We start from the raw sequence: 18,527 nt of genomic DNA, 5'->3' as shown, positions 1-18,527 counted from the left end.
AGTATTAATTCTCCCCTTTAAATGCTGCAATGGCTAACTGTCTTGCAATTTTATGATTGACCATGGGGGCGGGATAATTAATATGGCTGAATTTACCCCCTTTTGTCACGGCTGCGCGTAGCTTATCTTCGCTGTGCAAGATGTTGGCAGGCACGTCTTTTAGCTCAGGTAGCCATGTCTTGATAAATTCGCCGTCAGGGTCATGACTTTTAGCTTGGCTAAAGGGATTCATAATCCGGAAATAGGGCGCAGCATCGGTGCCTGTCGATGCGCTCCATTGCCATCCGCCATTATTAGACGCAAAGTCGCCATCTATCAGTTGTTGCATAAAATAACGCTCACCTAAGCGCCAGTCAATGAGCAAATCCTTGGTCAAAAACATCGCGGTGACCATGCGTAAACGATTGTGCATAAAGCCTGTTGCGTTTAGGCAACGCATGGCCGCATCTACCAGCGGCACACCCGTTTTGCCGCTACACCATGCTTTAAAATCTTCGTCATTATATGACCAGTTAATACGACTATCCAACTCCTTGTTATAAGCATAATGGCGAATAAGTTCAGGCTTAGCTACCAAGACGTGCCGGTAAAAATCCCGCCAAGCAAGCTCACTTATCCAGCGATTGATGTCTTTGTTGTCTCCATTTTCACTATAATTACTGTCTTTATTTGCGTGGGTACTTGCCGCATTATCAAGTGCTTTGGTCGCTTGTAAGTAACAATGACGGGCACTTATGCTACCAATCGTCAAATAAGCAGAAAGCTGGCTAGTCGCATTGAGGCTAGGAACATCGCGACTCACATCATAACTGGTGATATCTTCAGCGATGAACTGATCAAGACGGTGGCATGCCGCTACTTCACCTGCAGGATAAGCACTACGCGCATGAGCAAGCTGCGCATCGCTATCAGTGTTATCAATATTAACTATTCCAGCCTGTTGTAAGCGAAGTTGATAGCCTTCGACCACTGTGTTACCTAACGTTTCTATCTCCTTGGTCATATTGGCACTGGCGTGGGTTGAATCAAAAGGCTTAAGGTTCTTATTTAAATTATCGTTGGCAATCACGGTCTGTGCTTCATACGCCTGCATCGTGCTGACATCTAAGGTGTGCCGCCATTTTTTATAAAACGGAGTAAATACTTGATACATGCTGCCATCATTGGTCGTGATGCTTTTTGGCGGTAAGATACATTGATCATGCCAACGGATAAACTCAACATTATTCTTCGCTAGCTGCTTGGTTAGTTGCTCATCGCGCGCAATCTCATTACCTTCATATTCATAATTTGCCATGACCATGCTCATATTTTTAGCGGCACAAATCTCGATAATCGTGTTAGTGCAATCGCTGAAATTATCACAGACATAAACCGCTAAAGGAATGTTTAATTGTTTCTCTAAGCTTTGCGCCAATTTTGGTAAGGTGCGAATAATATGGTCAACTTGGACGAGCGAGGTAGTGTGAGACTGCCATTGTGCAGGCGTACAAAAAAAGACAGCGGAGACTTGCGCGTTATTTGAGTTGGCGTGCTCGCAAAGGGCGGTTAGCGCGGTATTATCCTGTAGTCGCAAGTCACGACGAAACCACATCAAATAATGTGGCGGGTTGGCATGGGTATCCGTAGTGGCATTTTGCTTATTATTGTTAATATTATCAACGCTGCTATGGTCAGTTACTGGAGTAGTCGTTGGCATTTACCTATCCTTTTTTTAATCATAAACAAAACTATGAATAAAAGTATGCTAGGATAAGTTTTTGTATGCAATCAATTTACCATTTGCTTAACAAATTGCTATCTTTCCTATTATCAATCTTTATCCCTATTCTTTTTATATTACTTCTGTTATATGCTTAATCAGACACTTGATAACTTGCGGTCTTTTTTTTAGGGTCATAACATGCACGTTAAGTTTTGTGGTTTTACCCAGCTTGCTGATATTCAGACTGCCGCCCAATTGGGTGCGGACGCAGTGGGCTTAGTATTTTATCCGCCGAGCCCACGTGCTGTGACATCTCTGCAAGCAAAAAATTTGGTGAAATCCGTCCCTGCTTTTGTCACTGTGGTGGCACTGGTAGTCAATATGAGCGCAGACGAGCTGATAGAACTGGCAAATAACGTCCCTTTTGATGTTATCCAATTTCATGGTGATGAAAGCCCTGAACAGTGCCAGCAGCTTGCCAAAACGGTTAATAAACGCTGGATAAAAGCGCTGCGTATCAATACCGATAGCGACACGTTAGACACAGTACGTGCTCAGATTAATGGCTTTGCAGCAGCAGGTGCGAGTAGTATTTTGCTTGATGCCTATCATCAGCAAAAATATGGCGGTACGGGTGCGCGTTTTGACTGGAACCTCATTCCAAAAGATAGTACGCTGCCCATTATTTTAGCAGGCGGTTTGGACGCGCAAAACGTTGCCGTAACCCGTGATTTTCCTATCTATGGGGTTGATGTCAGCGGCGGTATCGAAAGCGATAAAGGCAAAAAAGACAGCACTAAAATGCGTGCCTTTATGAAAGCCGTTAAGCATGATCGATGGCAAAACGTGACGGGCGTTGATGTCAGCTGAATTATTAGCGAGGTAATGGCTTCTTCTGTGTACTACATTATCTGTCTTTAGCTGTCAGTCATTCCGAATTTTCTGTTTTACCCTGTATTCTGTTATTTCTTGTTTTTATCCCATTCTTAATTTTAATTAAAAAATACCACTTATCGTAGGAATTATCATGAGTCATGCCGAGAATAAAGCCCCAGAAGCAACTGCACAGACTATCAATACCTTGACCAATCCAAAAAACGTCGCCGACTTTAACCAGTTTCCTGATGCTCGCGGGCATTTTGGCGTTCATGGCGGACGCTTTGTGTCAGAAACTTTGATGGCAGCGTTAGAAGAGTTGGAAGCGTTATATACCAAAGTGAAAGCCGATCCTGCTTTTTGGGAAGAATACCATACCGATTTGGTCAATTATGTCGGTCGCCCAACGCCGCTATATCATGCCAAACGTTTGAGTGATGAGATTGGCGGTGCGCAGATTTATTTTAAACGTGAAGACCTGAATCACACGGGTGCACATAAAGTAAATAATACGATTGGTCAGGCATTATTGGCTAAAATGTGTGGCAAAAAACGCATTATTGCTGAAACGGGCGCAGGGCAACATGGCGTTGCGACAGCAACGATTGCCGCGCGTTTGGGACTAGAATGTATCGTTTATATGGGTGCTGACGACGTTGAGCGCCAAAAGATGAACGTCTATCGTATGCGCTTATTGGGTGCAACCGTTGTGCCCGTCACTTCTGGTTCACGCACGCTCAAAGACGCCATGAACGAAGCGATGCGCGATTGGGTTACTAACGTCGATACCACCTATTATATTATTGGTACGGTTGCCGGTCCGCATCCTTATCCATTGCTCGTCCGTGATTTTCAGGCGATTATTGGTAAAGAAGCGCGCATTCAGCATTTAGAAAGAACCGGTAAATTACCAGATGCGTTGGTAGCTTGTGTTGGCGGTGGCTCTAACGCTATTGGTCTGTTCTTTGACTTCTTAAACGATACTGACGTGAAAATGTATGGCGTCGAAGCCACAGGTGATGGTATCGAAACCGGTCGTCACTCTGCGCCACTTGCTGCAGGACGCATCGGTGTTTTACATGGCAATCGTACTTATTTGATGGCAGATGATGACGGTCAAATTCAAGAAACCCATTCTATCTCAGCCGGACTGGATTACCCGGGCGTAGGTCCTGAGCATAGCTTCTTAAAAGATATGAAGCGCGTCGAATATGTTGGTTGTACCGATAAAGAGTCATTAGAAGGCTTCCATCAAGCCACGCGTAAAGAAGGTATTATCCCTGCGCTAGAGTCTGCTCATGCTGTTGCTTATGCGCTTAAACTTGCTAAAACGATGACGCCTGATCAAACCATCATCGTCAATATGTCAGGTCGTGGCGATAAGGATTTGCATTCTGTTATGAAAGCGGAAGGTATTGAGTTTTAAAGGGATGTTTTTTTGAAGACAGATATGGTGGATTTAGTAAACTTAATAAACGATATGTTTATTAAGTTTACAAGGGAGCAGGTTTTTTCTAAAGAAACCGATGACTTCTTAGGCTTTGCACAACAAAAATTTAAGTTGAATGCGAAGAATGATTGGAACGAAATTATTGCTTCTGAGGATATTTTAGAAGATTCTAATGAGGCTTTGAAAAGCTTTCTAAAGTATGGTTTATCAGGTCCTACTAAATACAATGATTTGGGTGAGAAGTATCTGAGATTGTATGGAGTGTTGAATGCAGTTTATCAGCAGCAGCAAGCTATATTACATATATTCAAATTGTTTAAGTGTCCAGACCCTAAAGTAGTAAAACGAGAGTTTAACGATTTATCAATAACGCAAGCTCGTCATAAACTGGGTGCTCATAGTATTAACTATATTTCCCAAAGTAATGAAGAAACAGAAATGTTTGTACCTGTTAGAGTGCAGTTTGAAGACTATAAGCTGACATATTTTAATCATAAAAATAATGAAAGCAATGAGATTGACCTTAAGCTGACTCTTGAAGAGCATAGTAAACTAATCTGTAAGACTTACTTGTCTATAGCTAATAAAGTTATTAAAACGGTCTATAAAGGTAATACTGTTAAACAAGAACAGGTACTATCGAGTTTTAATGAACTAGAAATGGTTATGAATGGAGCATGGTTAGTTAAAGGTCAAGACGGCAATACTATTATTAATATAAAATTTGAATAATAATTTATCTGAAGAGATAGATAACTAAAGAGACCACTATGACCCGAATTGAAAACACATTTGCAACCTTAAAAGCACAAAATAAAAAAGCCCTCATTCCGTATTTTATGGCAGGTGACCCCAATCCGAGCGTTACCGTTAATTTGCTACACGACTTAGTGAAGCATGGCGCAGATATGATTGAGATTGGTCTACCATTTTCAGACCCAATGGCGGATGGTCCAACGGTAGCTCTTGCTGCTGAGCGTGCGTTGGCAGCTGGTACCAGTACCCGTGATGCCTTAAAAATGGTTGCAGAATTCCGCACTAAAGACACGCAAACGCCCATTATTTTGATGGGTTATCTCAATCCTGTTGAAATTATTGGTTATGATAATTTTGTCGCGCTGTGTGAGCAGTCAGGCGTTGATGGTATTTTGATGGTTGATTTACCGCCAAGCGAGGCGGGTAGCTTTACTCAGCATTTAACTGACCATTCTATGAATGAGATTTTCTTATTGTCCCCAACCACGTTGGCGGAGCGTCGTCAGCAAGTATTGACGCATTGTGGCGGTTATATTTATTACGTATCGCTAAAAGGCGTAACTGGCTCAACCACGCTAGATACCGATGATGTGGCGAACCATGTAAAAGCGATCAAAGCCGAAACTGATTTGCCAGTATGTGTTGGTTTTGGGATTCGTGATGGTGCATCGGCGAAAGCGATTGGTGCGCATGCCGATGGCGTGATTGTTGGCAGCGCGTTGGTCGAGCATTTTGCGACTATAGACGCTCATGATAATGCGGCGATTGCCATTGCTCAGCAAAAAATTATGGCAAAAATGGACGAGTTACGTGAAGCTTTAGACAGCTTAAGCGCGTAGCATTATCACATTTATAACTATAGCGGCTTTATTATCAGAGTAGCAAAGTCAGCAATAACTATAATAATGTTGAATGGCTTTGCTAATTTTAGTTTACGTATGTAAACTAATATGACATAGATATAGTGATAAACTACGCGCAAGCGTGCCTCATAACCGCTCATGTTATGATTGATTTTGATTCCCAAACTAACTCTAAGCGACAAGTGAATGAGCGAACTTGCCAATAAGCCTTTGATGATGGCGAATAATATGACTGATACTATAGAAAAACCTGATACCCAAACCGAGCAAGCGACCACTGCTGTAGGTAGTGCCAAACCCGCGAGCACTTCATGGTTCAACCGTGCGGTACCGGGTGTTAAACAGCATTTGACCGCGCCGCTGACTGCGGTAGAGACCGAACCATCAACTGAATGCAGCAGCTGTCATTCGATGATTACCAATACGGCGTTGATTTTTAACTGTTATGTCTGCCCGCATTGTGACCATCACTTGCCAATGAGCGCGCGTGAGCGTTTGCAGTGGCTTTTAAGTCAAGTAGATGGTGAGCTTGGGCAAGAGTTCGTTGCCAAAGATCCACTAAGATTTGTGGACAGTAAGCCTTATCCTGTACGTATGAAGGAAGCGCAAACCAAAACGGGCGAAACTGAAGCATTAGTCGTCATGTACGGTAAATTGCGTAACCTTGATATCGTAGCTTGTGCCTTTGACTTCCGCTTTATGGGTGGTTCAATGGGTTCGGTGGTCGGTGACCGTTTTGTACAAGCAGCAGAAAAAGCCCTTGCTGAACATAAACCTTTGGTTTGCTTTGCGGCATCTGGTGGTGCACGTATGCAAGAGGGCTTGCTCTCGTTAATGCAAATGGCACGTACCGCAGCTGCTATTGAGCGTTTACGTATCGCGGGTATTCCTTACATCGTGGTATTGACCAATCCTGTTTACGGTGGTGTAACGGCATCTCTTGCTATGCTTGGTGATATTCACTTAGCCGAGCCAAAAGCGATGATTGGCTTTGCCGGTAAGCGCGTGATTGAGCAAACCGTCCGCGAGACATTAGAAGAACCGTTCCAACGTGCTGAGTTCTTATTAGAGCATGGTGTGGTGGATGAAGTGGTGCATCGTCATCAACTGATTGATACCATTTATCGTTTATTGGCAAAATTATGCAGCCAACCGAACGTAGAAGCTTAGTTTTTGAAGCTTGGTTTTTAATGCTTTGTTGCTTATTTAATTTGGCTTTATTAATAAAATAGGTAATGAATAAGCAATCGAATAGCATTTATCGTCAATGGATGGTAAATGCTATTTTTGGTTTTCGACTTTGGTTTTTAGCACGCTTGTTATACACTGGTCTACGTGCTTATTTGAGTGTTAATTTAGTTTTAATAGCCCACCTTTTAACCCTAATTTTTAATAATGTCATACTCTTTACTATAGGTTTTATTCATGTTTGCATCTTTATCTTCTAATACCGCTACGACCGATACTCCAAATAGCCAGTCTAGTCTGACTGAATGGTTGGATTATATGCAGCAAATTCACGTGTCTGCTATTGATATGGGATTATCGCGTGTATTGCCAGTGGCTGAGTATTTAGGGGTGGTGCAATCAGCGAAAGATGATGCTTATGTGTTCACCGTCGCAGGCACTAATGGTAAGGGATCGACGACCGCCGTTATTAGCGCCATGTGTCAAGCCGCAGGTTATAAAACGGCTTTGTATCAATCACCGCATCTCAGCTGTTTTAATGAGCGCGTGCGTATTAATGGCGACATGGTCAGCGACGAGACCTTGATTGCTGCTTTTAGCAAGGTTGAAGATGCACGGTTACAGTGTGAGTTAACCTTATCGTTTTTTGAGATGACGACACTGGCGGCACTGCTGATATTTGCCGAAGCGGATTGTGACGTTTGGGTATTAGAAGTGGGGCTAGGTGGACGCTTGGATGTCGTTAATATTATTGACCCTGATATGGCAGTGATTACCAATATTGGCATCGACCATGTCGATTGGCTAGGTGATAATGTTGAGGCTATTGGTGCGGAAAAAGCAGGTATTTTACGTGATGGTATTACCTTAATTTATGGTGACACTGAAATGCCCAATAGCGTACAGCAGCTGATTAAGACACATCATGCCACCTGTTATCAAGTCGGTCAGAATTTTAGTTATCACATAGAAGATACGCAGATATGGCAATATAGTAATGCCGCGGTGACGTTACAGCTGCCACGCCCAGCATTGTCGTTAATAAATACCGCTAATGCATTATCAGCGGTGCTGGCAAGTCCGCTTAACGTTGATATCTCAGCTATTGAGAACGCATTACAGACGGTGAAGTTAGCAGGGCGTTTTGATGCTCGTGAGCTTGCCGACCGTCATTGGTTGTTTGATGTCGCGCATAATGAGCAAGGCGTCAATTTCTTATTAGCCCAGCTCGTGCCACTTTGGCAGCAACACATTAGCAGTCAACCAGACAATCAACCCAACAAGAAGACAGGCACGATTAAAATGCTGTTTTCAATGTTAGGGGATAAAGACATTGAGATGGTCGTCCAAAGCTTAAGCGATCCACAGTTACCGATTAGCAATTGGTTTATCGCAGAAATTGACCATCCACGCGCAGCGACTATCGAACAATTACAAAATGCGTTATCCGCTCATGTTGACCCTGCTCATATACAGGTGTTTTCTGATTTACAACAAGCGACTCATACCGTAATTGATAACAGTCAGCCACAAGATTTAATCGTAGTTTGCGGTTCTTTTCATACGATTGGTGAGGCACTCTCCACTCTTGAGGCGCACTAATATTCATCGTAAGATTTTTAATAGTAATAATAAACTGATTAACAACCGTACGATAGCAGACAGCGTGAAAAATATATCTTATAATCAGCCTATTAACGCAAAATTAATCTGGCTTCTACGTATCAATCTTTGCGTATTAATATAAATAGATTTCAGCCGCGCCCATCAAGCAACCGTATGACCAACTAAGAGACGTGAACGAATGAATTTTTCGAGACAAGCCTTATTGGGCATCGGAATGATTATAGGTGGCATCGTTATGCTATCGGCTATGGTGCAACAGCTCGGTTCGAGTGACGATAAAGTACTAACACCCGCCATCGTGGATAAATCTGCTACTGATAATATGGCGTCCATGCCTTTGACCATAGATATTGAAACTGAAAAACGTATCTTGGCACAAAAACAAAAAGAACGCGCGTTGCGGGTAGCGGAGCAAGAAAAACGTGCTGGGTTATTTTTAGAAGAGCAAGCAAGTGCAGAATCGCAGGCGTTGGCAAAAGCGCGTACTGAGAATCAGCAATATACTGCTAATAGTAATGCCAATAGCAAGTCAGCTGCAGAAACTAGTGATAGTCCAAAAACTGGACCAAATGATCTGACCTATCCGAAATTACAGCCGCGACCTAATGATACGGTCACTCCTCCTGCAACTACCACCAAAAAACCTGATAATGAGACGCAGAAAACTCAGCAGCAAGAAGTTAAAAAGCAAGCCGATATTAAAAAACAGGCTGAAGCCAAAAAGCAAGAAGATGCTAAAAAGCAAGCTGAAGCCAAAAAACAAGAAGATGCTAAAAAGAAAGCTGAAGCTAAAAAACAAGAAGATATTAAAAAGAAAGCCGAAGCCAAAAAACAAGAAAATACTGCAAAGAAAAAAGCCGACGCAAAAGCAGCTGCTGAACAAAAAAAGAAAAATGAAGACAAAGCGGCTAGCAAAGATGACAAAAAATCTCCACCGAAATCAGCGGTTGGTTATACCGTTGAAAGCGGTGATGGCTTATTAAAATTGGCAAGAAAATATAACGTTTCTGTGGCGGCATTAGCGCAAGCGAATAATATTGCGCCGTCGGCAACTTTGCAGATCGGACAAGTATTGACCGTGCCTTCACGTAAGCAGATTGAACGTCTAGAACGTGAAGCCGCTGTTGCTGAGAAATCACGCGCTGAAAAACGTAAAAAAGAAGAGGCGTTGGCTAAAAAATCCGCTGATGCAAAAAATGATGCCCAAAAAAAACTGAGCGCCGCCCGTAAAGAAGTCAAAGAGACCGATGCCAAAGGCAGCTTCGGGGTACAAGTTGCCTTAGCAACCAATCAAGCATCAGCTGATGAGCTGGCTAAGAAATTTAAATCCGCAGGTTATCAAGTCAAAACCAGTAAAACCAGTCGCGGTGTCCGTGTCGTCGTTGGACCTGAGCGCGGTAAGATAGCAGCGTTGGCATTAAAAGATAAAGTAAATAGCGATCCTGATGTGAATACCACCAGTGCGTGGGTTCTTTATTGGTAATAAACGTTGGTACTAATGCTTCAATGAGATAGCGACTGTCTTTGATATCAATGTATATTTTTTCAGAACACGACCTTTATAGTCGTGTTTTGTGCGTTATGGCCTATCAATCTTGTCTCATTTTTATAAGGTAAAACCATGTTAGTTGGTATCGTATTTTTATTATTTGCCATTATTTTTTTATGGCTCATTGTGATGCCAAAACCCACCTCTGAATCTCAGTCTGTTATTAAAAATGTAGAGCCAAATTCCCAACCTGTGCGCGGTGATGAGCTTGCTATTTGGCCATTTTCACCCATACCTATTATGACCGATACCGAAGTGTTGTTTTTTGATAAGCTTAAAAAGGCACTGCCTGAATACCATATCTTTGTACAAGTCCAACTCTCACGCCTGATTACCGGCAATAGTGATGAAGCCTCTGAGCGTAGCTTTTGGTTTAATCGCATTTGCCGCCAAAGTGTGGATTACGTGATTGTGGATAGCGACGCGCAGACCACATTAGTGGCGATTGAGCTTGATGATTGGACACATAATAGTAAGGCACGGCAAAAAGCAGATGATAAAAAAGATAAGGCGCTTGCTAGTGCGGGTATTCCTATTGTGCGCTTTCATGCCGAGCGCATGCCCAGTGCTGCGATGCTCAGACATGAGCTGATGCAAGTGATTGAAACTTACTAAAACTGAGTTTATTGACTTAATCCTTCACGCTATTTTTCTCAGTATTGACCGCAGTTTGCAAAATCACAACAGGTTCATAGCGTTCTTGAGAAGACCGTTGGACAAAATATAGTCCTTGCGGCAAAGTCGCTATAGTAGGCGACACCTTATTATCTTCTTTATTATAAAAATTACGCTGAGTAAACCATTCAATGTAATGCGCTTGGCGGATAGCGATAATATCAGTCAATGGCTCGCCAATATCCTCAGTTTGACCCTGATTTTGAGCTATTTGGTTGTTTTGACTATTCGGAGCAGCCAGCCAGCGATGCAGTGGAAAGCTTGGCGTAAACCAATCAGGATAAGCGAAAGTATCATTGGTCATCGGTAAAAAGAACCGCCCTTTTATCACTGCATAACGTTTATCAATAATAACGTGACCGTGATTTTTGGTATCTACCGCTAACGTACAAAATTGCTTGGTTTGCATATGCGTCATTTTACGCTGTAAATTATCATTGGAATTGATACCGACCCAATTCACCGGTGCAAATGGCGCTGATCCCATAAAGAACTTAATTGCCAATTCCCAATGTTCAATGAGCTGCTCTTGATGGTTATACAAAACTAAATCTAACTCTCCAGACGTTTGCTTACCACAATATAATTGCACATTGCTTGCCAGTATCTCGTATAGATGCAACTTGCGTGCAAAGCCATCCTCTAGCCAGAATGATAATAATCCCTCAAAGTGAAAACCTAAGCGATTGGGACTAGGACGTTTTAATAAGTAGCGGGTCAGCGCCTGATAGTCATTGGTGGTATCCAGCTCTTTTAAACGCTGCTGATATTCCTCAAATTGCTGTTGCCAAAAGCTTGCACTATGTACCGACACTGTATGGGTGTTTTGGTGCGGTGCAACATCTAACCACTCCGTCAATACGTTAGGGCATGCAAGTACATACGCCAAATCACGTACGTAAGGTCGCCGGTAAGTTTCCCAAGGTGCATGAGTTGCGAGAGTTTCAGTACTTGGAGTCTTAAGCTCAGACATAGGTCAAACCAAAGTAGATATACAGTATTTACCCTAGCGTCTCACTGGCTAAAAGTCTATAGGCAATCGTAATATGTTAAGATTGTAATCATCTGGCAGCATGTATTTTGCCAACTATTCAATAACAATGAGGGTTAAAAAATGAAATATCTTTTGCAAATCGACTTTCCTTATAGCGGACCTTTTGGCAGTGCGTTTTTTGACGCCATGAAAGAGCTGGCCGAAGATATTGCAACCGAGAACGGTCTGGTCTATAAACTATGGACAGAAAACGAAGAGACGCAAGAAGCGGGCGGTATTTATGTATTTGATAATTTAGAGGATGCCAACAGATATTTAGAGAAGCATACCCAAAGACTGACTTCATTTGGTTTCAAAGACATTAAATCCAAAGTATTCATCATTAATGAATCACTAAGTGCGATTACCAAAGCGTCTTTGTAATACTGAATAAAGAATAATTAAGTATAAAAAAGCCAGCCATTGAATTCAATGGCTGGCTTTTCTGTATTACTACTATGTTTGGTCGGAACGGCAGGATTCGAACCTGCGACCCCTACACCCCCAGTGTAGTGCGCTACCAGACTGCGCTACGCCCCGAATGACTGACTATTTTACGCAAAATCGTACATATTGCAAGGGTTAATTGTTGCGTATGTCTATTGCTGAATGTTTACGCTCAATAGTCAGTATTTATTGTTAACTTTATTTACTAACCCAACAGCTCTTTTAAGATTTGATTGACCTGTTGCGGATTGGCACTGCCGCGACTGGCTTTCATCACTTGACCGACCAAACCGTTAAAGGCTTTTTCTTTACCGCCGCGATATTCTTCGACCATCACTGCATTCTTAGCGATGACCTCTTCAACGATGGCTTTGATTGCGCCCGTATCGGTCACCTGTTGCATATTATTTTTTTCAATTATTGTTTGTATATTATCACCTTCAACATATTCAATCTCGTAAGAAAATTTGTAAGTTGTAGAATATGTTTTGAGTGCCTTATCCTCAAAAGCAGTAATAAGTATTTTCTTGGCATCTTTTACTCCTAACGGATTTTTCTTACTTATAATCGCTGTTAATAATTCTCCAAGAAATTGAGGAGAGACAAACTCTGATGAAAAGTCTTTGTCATATTTATTATAAAGAGCTAGCAAGTCGCCCATGACCCAGTTAGCAGCCATCTTCGCATCTTGTTGACCAATCTCAGCGACGACAGCTTCAAAATAATCAGCAAGCTGACGGCTGCCAGTTAAGATACGCGCATCGTATTCTGATAGACCAAATGCTTCTTCAAAACGCGCACGACGGGCAACTGGTAACTCAGGCATCGCTGCGCGAATGCTATCAACGGTATGCTGCTCAATGCGCACCGGTAGCAAGTCAGGGTCAGGGAAATAGCGATAGTCGTTGGCGTCTTCTTTGGTACGCATCACACGAGTTTCATCGCGCTCTGGATCATAGAGCATTGTTGCTTGCAGAACTTTGCCATCATCTTCGATGATGTCGATTTGACGCTCAATTTCGCGGTTAATAGCGCGCTCAATGTTACGGAATGAGTTTAAGTTTTTTAGCTCAGTACGCGTGCCCAATTCAGCACCAGGCTCGCGGATAGAGACGTTACAATCACAGCGGAATGAGCCTTCTGCCATAATCGCATCGGAGATACCAAGCCAAGTGACCAACTGATGAATGGCTTTAATATAGGCAAGCGCCTCGGCAGCAGAACGCATATCCGGCTCAGAGACGATTTCAATCAAAGGCGTGCCCGCGCGGTTAAGGTCGACGCCAGTCATGCCTTCGACAGCATCATGTACCGATTTACCCGCATCTTCTTCTAAATGCGCGCGCGTGATGCCCATGCGTTTAGGGTATTCGTTTTTCTCGCCTTCATTCACCACAACATCGATATAGCCTTCACCGACGATAGGGTTTGCCATTTGGGTAATTTGATACCCTTTTGGTAAATCGGGATAAAAATAGTTTTTACGATCAAAGGTGTTAAATAAACCCAGCTCAGCATTCACGCCAATGCCGAATTTGAGGGCGCGTTCAACCACGCCCACATTGAGCACGGGTAAAACGCCCGGTAATCCTAAGTCGACAATACTGGCTTGGCTGTTTGGCTCATGACCAAAGTCAGTCGGTGCACTTGAGAATATTTTACTTTCGGTATTCAACTGACAGTGAATCTCAATGCCGATGACCACTTCATAACCGTCAACGAATAGCTCGCGACGCACGGTATGGTTACTGCTCGTTACTGCATTCATTATACCGTCTCCTTGGCGATGGCAGAGTGTTGTAGATGATGGTCAGTGTGCTGTTGGAATAAATGCGCGGTGGTGAGCAGTTGGCTCTCACACCAATGTTGACCAATCAGTTGTAAACCAACGGGTAAGCCACTTTCTGTTAAACCAACAGGTTGACTAAGTGCAGGCAGACCAGCAAGATTCACCCCAATCGTATATACATCGCCTAGGTACATAGACGCAGAATCTAAATTTTCGCTCAGCTTATACGCAGCCGTTGGCACGGTTGGACTGGCAATCACATCACAGTTGGCAAAGGCATCGGCAAAATCTTTGACAATAATACGGCGAATCTTTTGCGCTTTGGTGTAATAAGCATCAAAGTAACCTGCGGACAGGGCATAAGTACCCATCAAGATACGGCGCTGTACTTCAGGACCAAAGCCTTCAGAGCGTGAGCGTGTATATAAGTCGGTTAAGTCTGTTGGATTTTCACAGCGATAGCCAAAGCGTACGCCATCAAAGCGCGATAGGTTTGATGAGGCTTCCGCAGGCGCTAGCATATAATAAGTGGCAAGGGTGATTTCTGGGTCAGTGATATTGACTTCCACAATCGTTGCACCAAGCGTTTCATATTGCTGTAATGCAGCGCGTACCAATTGATTCACTTCGGCATTTAAGCCTTCACCGAAATACTCTTTTGCCACCCCAATGCGCAATCCAGCAAGTGGTTTATCACCTGCTTTTGCCACTGCGTCATTCATATCTTGCACATAATCTGGCATATCATATTTAATAGAGGTTGCATCACGTGGGTCATGACCAATCATAGGCTGCAATAAATAAGCGCAATCTTTCGCACTACGACCAACGCTGCCTGCTTGGTCTAGACTTGACGCATAAGCAATCATCCCAAAGCGTGAGACGCGACCATAAGTGGGTTTAATACCCGTCAAACCACAAAATGATGCCGGTTGACGAATCGAGCCACCTGTATCACTCGCGGTTGCAACCGGAACAAAACCTGCCGCTACTGCCGCCGCGCTACCACCCGATGAGCCACCCGGTACGTGCTCAAGATTCCACGGATTTTGTACCGACCCATAATAAGAGCTGCTATTGTCAGAGCCCATAGCGAACTCATCCATATTGAGCTTACCAAGGCTAATCATGCCAGCGTTATCGATATTGGTCACGATGGTGGCGTCATACGGTGAAATAAAATTATGCAGCATTTTTGAGCCACAAGTGGTCAGCACGCCTTGAGTACAAAAGATATCTTTATGCGCCATCGGTACGCCAAGTAAAGGACGCATATCGCCTTGCGCACGCATTTCGTCCGCTGCTTGCGCTTGGGCGCGAGCCGTCTCAGAAGTATGGGTAATAAAGCTATTAATCTTGCCATCTAGCGCATCAATACGCTTAATAAAATGTTCAGTCAGCTCAAGGCTGCTAAATTGTTTGTCTTGTAAGCCCGCAATCAGCTGCTCGGTACTTAAATGATGTAACTCAGACATAAGGGGTCGTCCGTCAAAATGTTAACTGCATAAGATAAGACTAAAAGAGTTGAGATTGGCGCTTGGTTACTCAATCACTTGCGGCACTAAGTATAAACCTTGCTCAACTGCTGGTGCCATCGACTGATTGCGCTCGCGGTTGATATCATGATTGGCAACGTCAGCCCGTAATTCTTGGCAAGCCTCATGAATATTAGCCAATGGCGTCAAACCAGTGGTATCGACACTGGATAAGGTTTGCATTAAGGCCAGTATTTTGCTGATGTCACTGGCATAACTATCAGCGGTATCTGCATCGACACCCAATCGTGCTAGATTAGCAACGACGAGGATTTCTTGACGGCTAACACTACTGTCAGTCGTTGACGGTTGTTGTGACATAATTTCTCCACTGTAGGACAGTATTTATTAGAATTTAAACTTAGATTTTTAAGCTGAGAGTTTCAAACTTAGAATGTGGCACAAAAATATTCTACAACGCTAAAGCTGTTTATCAGCTCATAACCACTTTAAAACGATTAATAACTTATTATAAAGCATCTGACCCAAGTTTACAGAGCATGACGTACGATTGCTGCACAAACATTGCACCTTACGGCAGCCTTAACTTGACATAGTAGCGAACAGGCATGAGCTGAGTTTTGCCATTTTAAGAGGTAAATCAAGTTCTTAGTAAAATGATAGAATCCCATTAAAGATTGTGAGCTCATGTCAGTCAGCATTTTATAATTAATGGGGACGTTTATAAAAAGTAACGGGACTTCGCTAGGTAAAGACCTATGTTTTTCTGCCCTAAGTCGGTATAATTTAGTCCATTTTTACCATTAACGTTTAGGTTCGACTGGTTACGCAGGTATATTATGGCTGCGATGAGCGTCCAACGCTGACCTAATAGACGCTGACGCGTAATGCCTCAAATCTCTCATTCGCCTTATCTGTAAGACGCTGGATATATTAGACATGAACCTGTTTGGATTTTTATCAAATAATATCGCAATCGACCTTGGTACTGCCAATACCTTAATTTTTATTCCTAATAAAGGTGTGGTATTGAACGAACCTACCGTCGTTGCGCTGCGTACCAGTCACATGCAAAATCCTACCATTGCGGCGGTCGGTGTTGATGCGAAGCAAATGCTAGGGCGCACGCCGGCTAATATTACCGCTATTCGACCACTAAAAGACGGCGTGATTTCCGACTTTGATGTGACTCAGCAGATGCTAAAACACTTTATTATTAAAGTAAAAGCCAAGCGTTTTTTGTCACAGCCGAAAGTAGTGGTTTGTGTGCCTTATAAATCAACGATGATTGAGCGCAAAGCCATTCGTGCCGCGGTATTATCAGCAGGGGCGAGCAGAGTATTGCTGTTAGAAGAGCCGATGGCAGCCGCCATTGGGGCAGGGTTGCCAGTTCATGAAGCCAGCGGTTCAATGATTGTTGATATTGGTGGCGGCACGACTGAAATTGCGGTCATTGCGCTATCAGGCTGTGTGTATGCGCAGTCTATTCGTATCGGTGGCGATATGTTTGACGAGGCGATTATTACTTACATTCGTCGTAGTCATGGTTGCGTGATTGGTGAAGCGACCGCTGAGCGCGTCAAACAAGAAGTGGGCACTGCGATTAATGATGGGCGTCAGCAAATAGAAGTGGAAGTGCGCGGACGTAGCATTGCAGATGGTATGCCTCAAACATTAATGGTCAATTCAGCGGACATTCATACCGCTTTACGTGATCCACTAAATGGTATTATTAATGCCATCAAATCGGCATTAGAAGAAACGCCACCTGAGTTATCTTCAGATATTGCCGAGCGTGGTATTGTCCTAACCGGTGGTAGCGCTTTACTGCGTGATTTAGACAAGTTTATATCAAAAGAAACTGGATTGCCGGTTAGTGTCGCCGAAGATCCGCTGACTTGTGTGAGCCGTGGTGCCGGTCAAGCGCTTAACTTTATCAATAACAACAGCCTTAATACAATATTTGTATAGGCGTTTGTAAAGATTAAGTATTTTTTACATAGAGATAAAGACCGTCAAAAAACTGCCTGTTGTGGTACGGATAAATAATGATAGCGTCATTAATAACAAATGATTGATGACGTTATTATAGTTAACGTTCGATGTTTTAAACTCCAGAAACCCCAATGTTGGGTACTGATTATATTAGCCATCTTATGACGCCAAGTATGTTTGCTCGCCAATCTTTACCATTTCGAACCACGATCATTGTATTAATAATGGCAGTGCTACTGATGTGGATGGATAGCAAAAATCCAGAATGGTTCAATCCCATCCGCACTATCAGTCACGCCGCGACGCAGCCTATTTATGAGCTATCTTTATTGCCCAGTTACGCTGAGCATTGGGCAAGTGGCAGTATGCAATCAAAAGAAGCCTTGCGCCGTGAAAATGTCCAGCTCAAGTCGCAGTTGATGCACGCCCAAGCCAGTCTACAGCAACAAGACTATATCTTGGCGCAAAATGTGCGCTTGCAAGGTATTCTATCAACCACCACGACGGAACAGTTTGACCTAAATTTGGCACAAGTTATCGGTACGGATGCCAATCCACTTAAACAAATTTTGGTGCTAAATAAAGGCACAAAGGACGGGGTACAAGTCGGGCAGACCGTCATTGATGAGTCGGGCATTCTTGGGCAAATAATTACGGTTTATCCCAATACCAGTCGCTTAATGTTAATCACAGATGAGCAGCAATCGGTCGCAGTGATAGTCAAGCGTACCGGTCAGCGAGGTATTGTCACCGGTAAAGGGTTACCAACGGCTTTAAGGCTCAACTATGTGTTTAAAAGCTCAGATGTGCGTGTGGGCGATGAGCTGATTTCTTCCGGTCTTGGTGGTCGGATTCCCGCAGGTTATCGGGTTGGGCGCATTGCGCGTGTCAAAGATACTCAAGCAGATAACTTTAGAAGCATTGATGTGTCACCTGCTGCCAATTTTATTGATAATGCGTATGTATTAATCTTACAAGATAAAATGACAGACGCTGAACATCAATGATCGCTAAAGATACAGTATCAAATATATATATATCAAATATACAGTATCGTAGTCGCCGCATAATCATGGTTA

At 43.2% G+C, this 18,527-nt stretch carries 16 protein-coding genes and 1 tRNA gene; 11 read left to right on the top strand and 6 right to left on the bottom strand.

The features are described 5' to 3' along the window. Positions 1–4 precede the first annotated feature (4 nt). Entirely contained in the window at positions 5–1,699 is a 1,695-nt protein-coding gene (locus AOC03_RS03945) for a cryptochrome/photolyase family protein (RefSeq protein ID WP_084785761.1), read from the bottom strand. A gap of 204 nt (positions 1,700–1,903) precedes the next feature. Between AOC03_RS03945 and AOC03_RS03940 the strand changes: the two genes are divergently transcribed. The 8 genes from AOC03_RS03940 (at position 1,904) to AOC03_RS03905 (ending at position 10,628) form a co-directional block, all read left to right on the top strand. Beyond that, complete coding sequence (locus tag AOC03_RS03940; RefSeq protein ID WP_062533691.1) at positions 1,904–2,575, top strand: phosphoribosylanthranilate isomerase; 672 nt, start codon at positions 1,904–1,906, stop codon at positions 2,573–2,575. Between the two features lie 157 nt (positions 2,576–2,732). Next, positions 2,733–4,007: a tryptophan synthase subunit beta gene (gene trpB, locus AOC03_RS03935; protein WP_227514282.1), complete on the top strand. Its 1,275-nt coding sequence runs from the start codon at positions 2,733–2,735 to the stop codon at positions 4,005–4,007. 12 nt (positions 4,008–4,019) lie between these two features. Continuing rightward, positions 4,020–4,763, top strand: coding sequence for a hypothetical protein (locus AOC03_RS03930; RefSeq protein WP_157049282.1), 744 nt, complete (start codon positions 4,020–4,022; stop codon positions 4,761–4,763). 38 nt (positions 4,764–4,801) lie between these two features. Further along, entirely contained in the window at positions 4,802–5,626 is an 825-nt protein-coding gene (gene trpA, locus AOC03_RS03925; protein ID WP_062533689.1) for a tryptophan synthase subunit alpha, read from the top strand. A gap of 240 nt (positions 5,627–5,866) precedes the next feature. Further along, positions 5,867–6,820 carry an acetyl-CoA carboxylase, carboxyltransferase subunit beta gene (gene accD, locus AOC03_RS03920; RefSeq protein ID WP_062536440.1) on the top strand — a complete coding sequence of 318 codons (954 nt, stop codon included), beginning with the start codon at positions 5,867–5,869 and terminating at the stop codon, positions 6,818–6,820. A 255-nt stretch (positions 6,821–7,075) separates the two neighbouring features. Further along, a complete protein-coding gene (gene folC / locus AOC03_RS03915) occupies positions 7,076–8,440 on the top strand; it encodes a bifunctional tetrahydrofolate synthase/dihydrofolate synthase (protein ID WP_062533688.1) in 1,365 nt (454 codons plus the stop codon). A 202-nt stretch (positions 8,441–8,642) separates the two neighbouring features. After that, a complete protein-coding gene (locus AOC03_RS03910; protein ID WP_062533687.1) occupies positions 8,643–9,947 on the top strand; it encodes a LysM peptidoglycan-binding domain-containing protein in 1,305 nt (434 codons plus the stop codon). 138 nt (positions 9,948–10,085) lie between these two features. Continuing rightward, complete coding sequence (locus AOC03_RS03905; protein ID WP_062533686.1) at positions 10,086–10,628, top strand: DUF2726 domain-containing protein; 543 nt, start codon at positions 10,086–10,088, stop codon at positions 10,626–10,628. Positions 10,629–10,644: 16 nt separating this feature from the next. Here AOC03_RS03905 and AOC03_RS03900 read toward each other — a convergent pair whose 3' ends face one another. Continuing rightward, positions 10,645–11,661 carry a DUF1853 family protein gene (locus AOC03_RS03900; protein WP_084785760.1) on the bottom strand — a complete coding sequence of 339 codons (1,017 nt, stop codon included), beginning with the start codon at positions 11,659–11,661 and terminating at the stop codon, positions 10,645–10,647. Positions 11,662–11,802: 141 nt separating this feature from the next. Here AOC03_RS03900 and AOC03_RS03895 point away from each other — a divergent pair, with 141 nt between their 5' ends. Continuing rightward, positions 11,803–12,105, top strand: a complete 303-nt coding sequence (locus AOC03_RS03895) for a monooxygenase (RefSeq protein WP_062533685.1) — start codon at positions 11,803–11,805, stop codon at positions 12,103–12,105. A 79-nt stretch (positions 12,106–12,184) separates the two neighbouring features. On the opposite strand, the gene AOC03_RS03890 is transcribed toward AOC03_RS03895, so the two are convergent. From AOC03_RS03890 to gatC, 4 genes are all read right to left on the bottom strand, one after another. Next, a tRNA-Pro gene (locus AOC03_RS03890) sits at positions 12,185–12,261 on the bottom strand. 112 nt (positions 12,262–12,373) lie between these two features. Beyond that, positions 12,374–13,936: an Asp-tRNA(Asn)/Glu-tRNA(Gln) amidotransferase subunit GatB gene (gene gatB, locus AOC03_RS03885; protein WP_062533684.1), complete on the bottom strand. Its 1,563-nt coding sequence runs from the start codon at positions 13,934–13,936 to the stop codon at positions 12,374–12,376. Next, positions 13,936–15,432: an Asp-tRNA(Asn)/Glu-tRNA(Gln) amidotransferase subunit GatA gene (gatA, locus tag AOC03_RS03880; RefSeq protein ID WP_062533683.1), complete on the bottom strand. Its 1,497-nt coding sequence runs from the start codon at positions 15,430–15,432 to the stop codon at positions 13,936–13,938. The genes gatB and gatA overlap by 1 nt, the downstream gene beginning before the upstream one ends. A 66-nt stretch (positions 15,433–15,498) precedes the next feature. Continuing rightward, positions 15,499–15,813 carry an Asp-tRNA(Asn)/Glu-tRNA(Gln) amidotransferase subunit GatC gene (gatC, locus tag AOC03_RS03875; protein WP_062533682.1) on the bottom strand — a complete coding sequence of 105 codons (315 nt, stop codon included), beginning with the start codon at positions 15,811–15,813 and terminating at the stop codon, positions 15,499–15,501. 570 nt (positions 15,814–16,383) lie between these two features. Between gatC and AOC03_RS03870 the strand changes: the two genes are divergently transcribed. Next, positions 16,384–17,424 carry a rod shape-determining protein gene (locus AOC03_RS03870; protein ID WP_062533681.1) on the top strand — a complete coding sequence of 347 codons (1,041 nt, stop codon included), beginning with the start codon at positions 16,384–16,386 and terminating at the stop codon, positions 17,422–17,424. A gap of 185 nt (positions 17,425–17,609) precedes the next feature. Then, the gene (mreC, locus tag AOC03_RS03865) at positions 17,610–18,455 is read left to right on the top strand and encodes a rod shape-determining protein MreC (RefSeq protein ID WP_062536438.1); all 846 of its coding nucleotides are present in this window, start codon (positions 17,610–17,612) and stop codon (positions 18,453–18,455) included. Positions 18,456–18,527: the final 72 nt, after the last annotated feature.

Source organism: Psychrobacter urativorans (assembly GCF_001298525.1).
GTDB classification, from domain to species: Bacteria; Pseudomonadota; Gammaproteobacteria; order Pseudomonadales; family Moraxellaceae; genus Psychrobacter; species Psychrobacter urativorans_A.
Note: the sequence above shows the minus strand (reverse complement) of the source record. Positions and strands in the feature narration are given on the sequence as shown.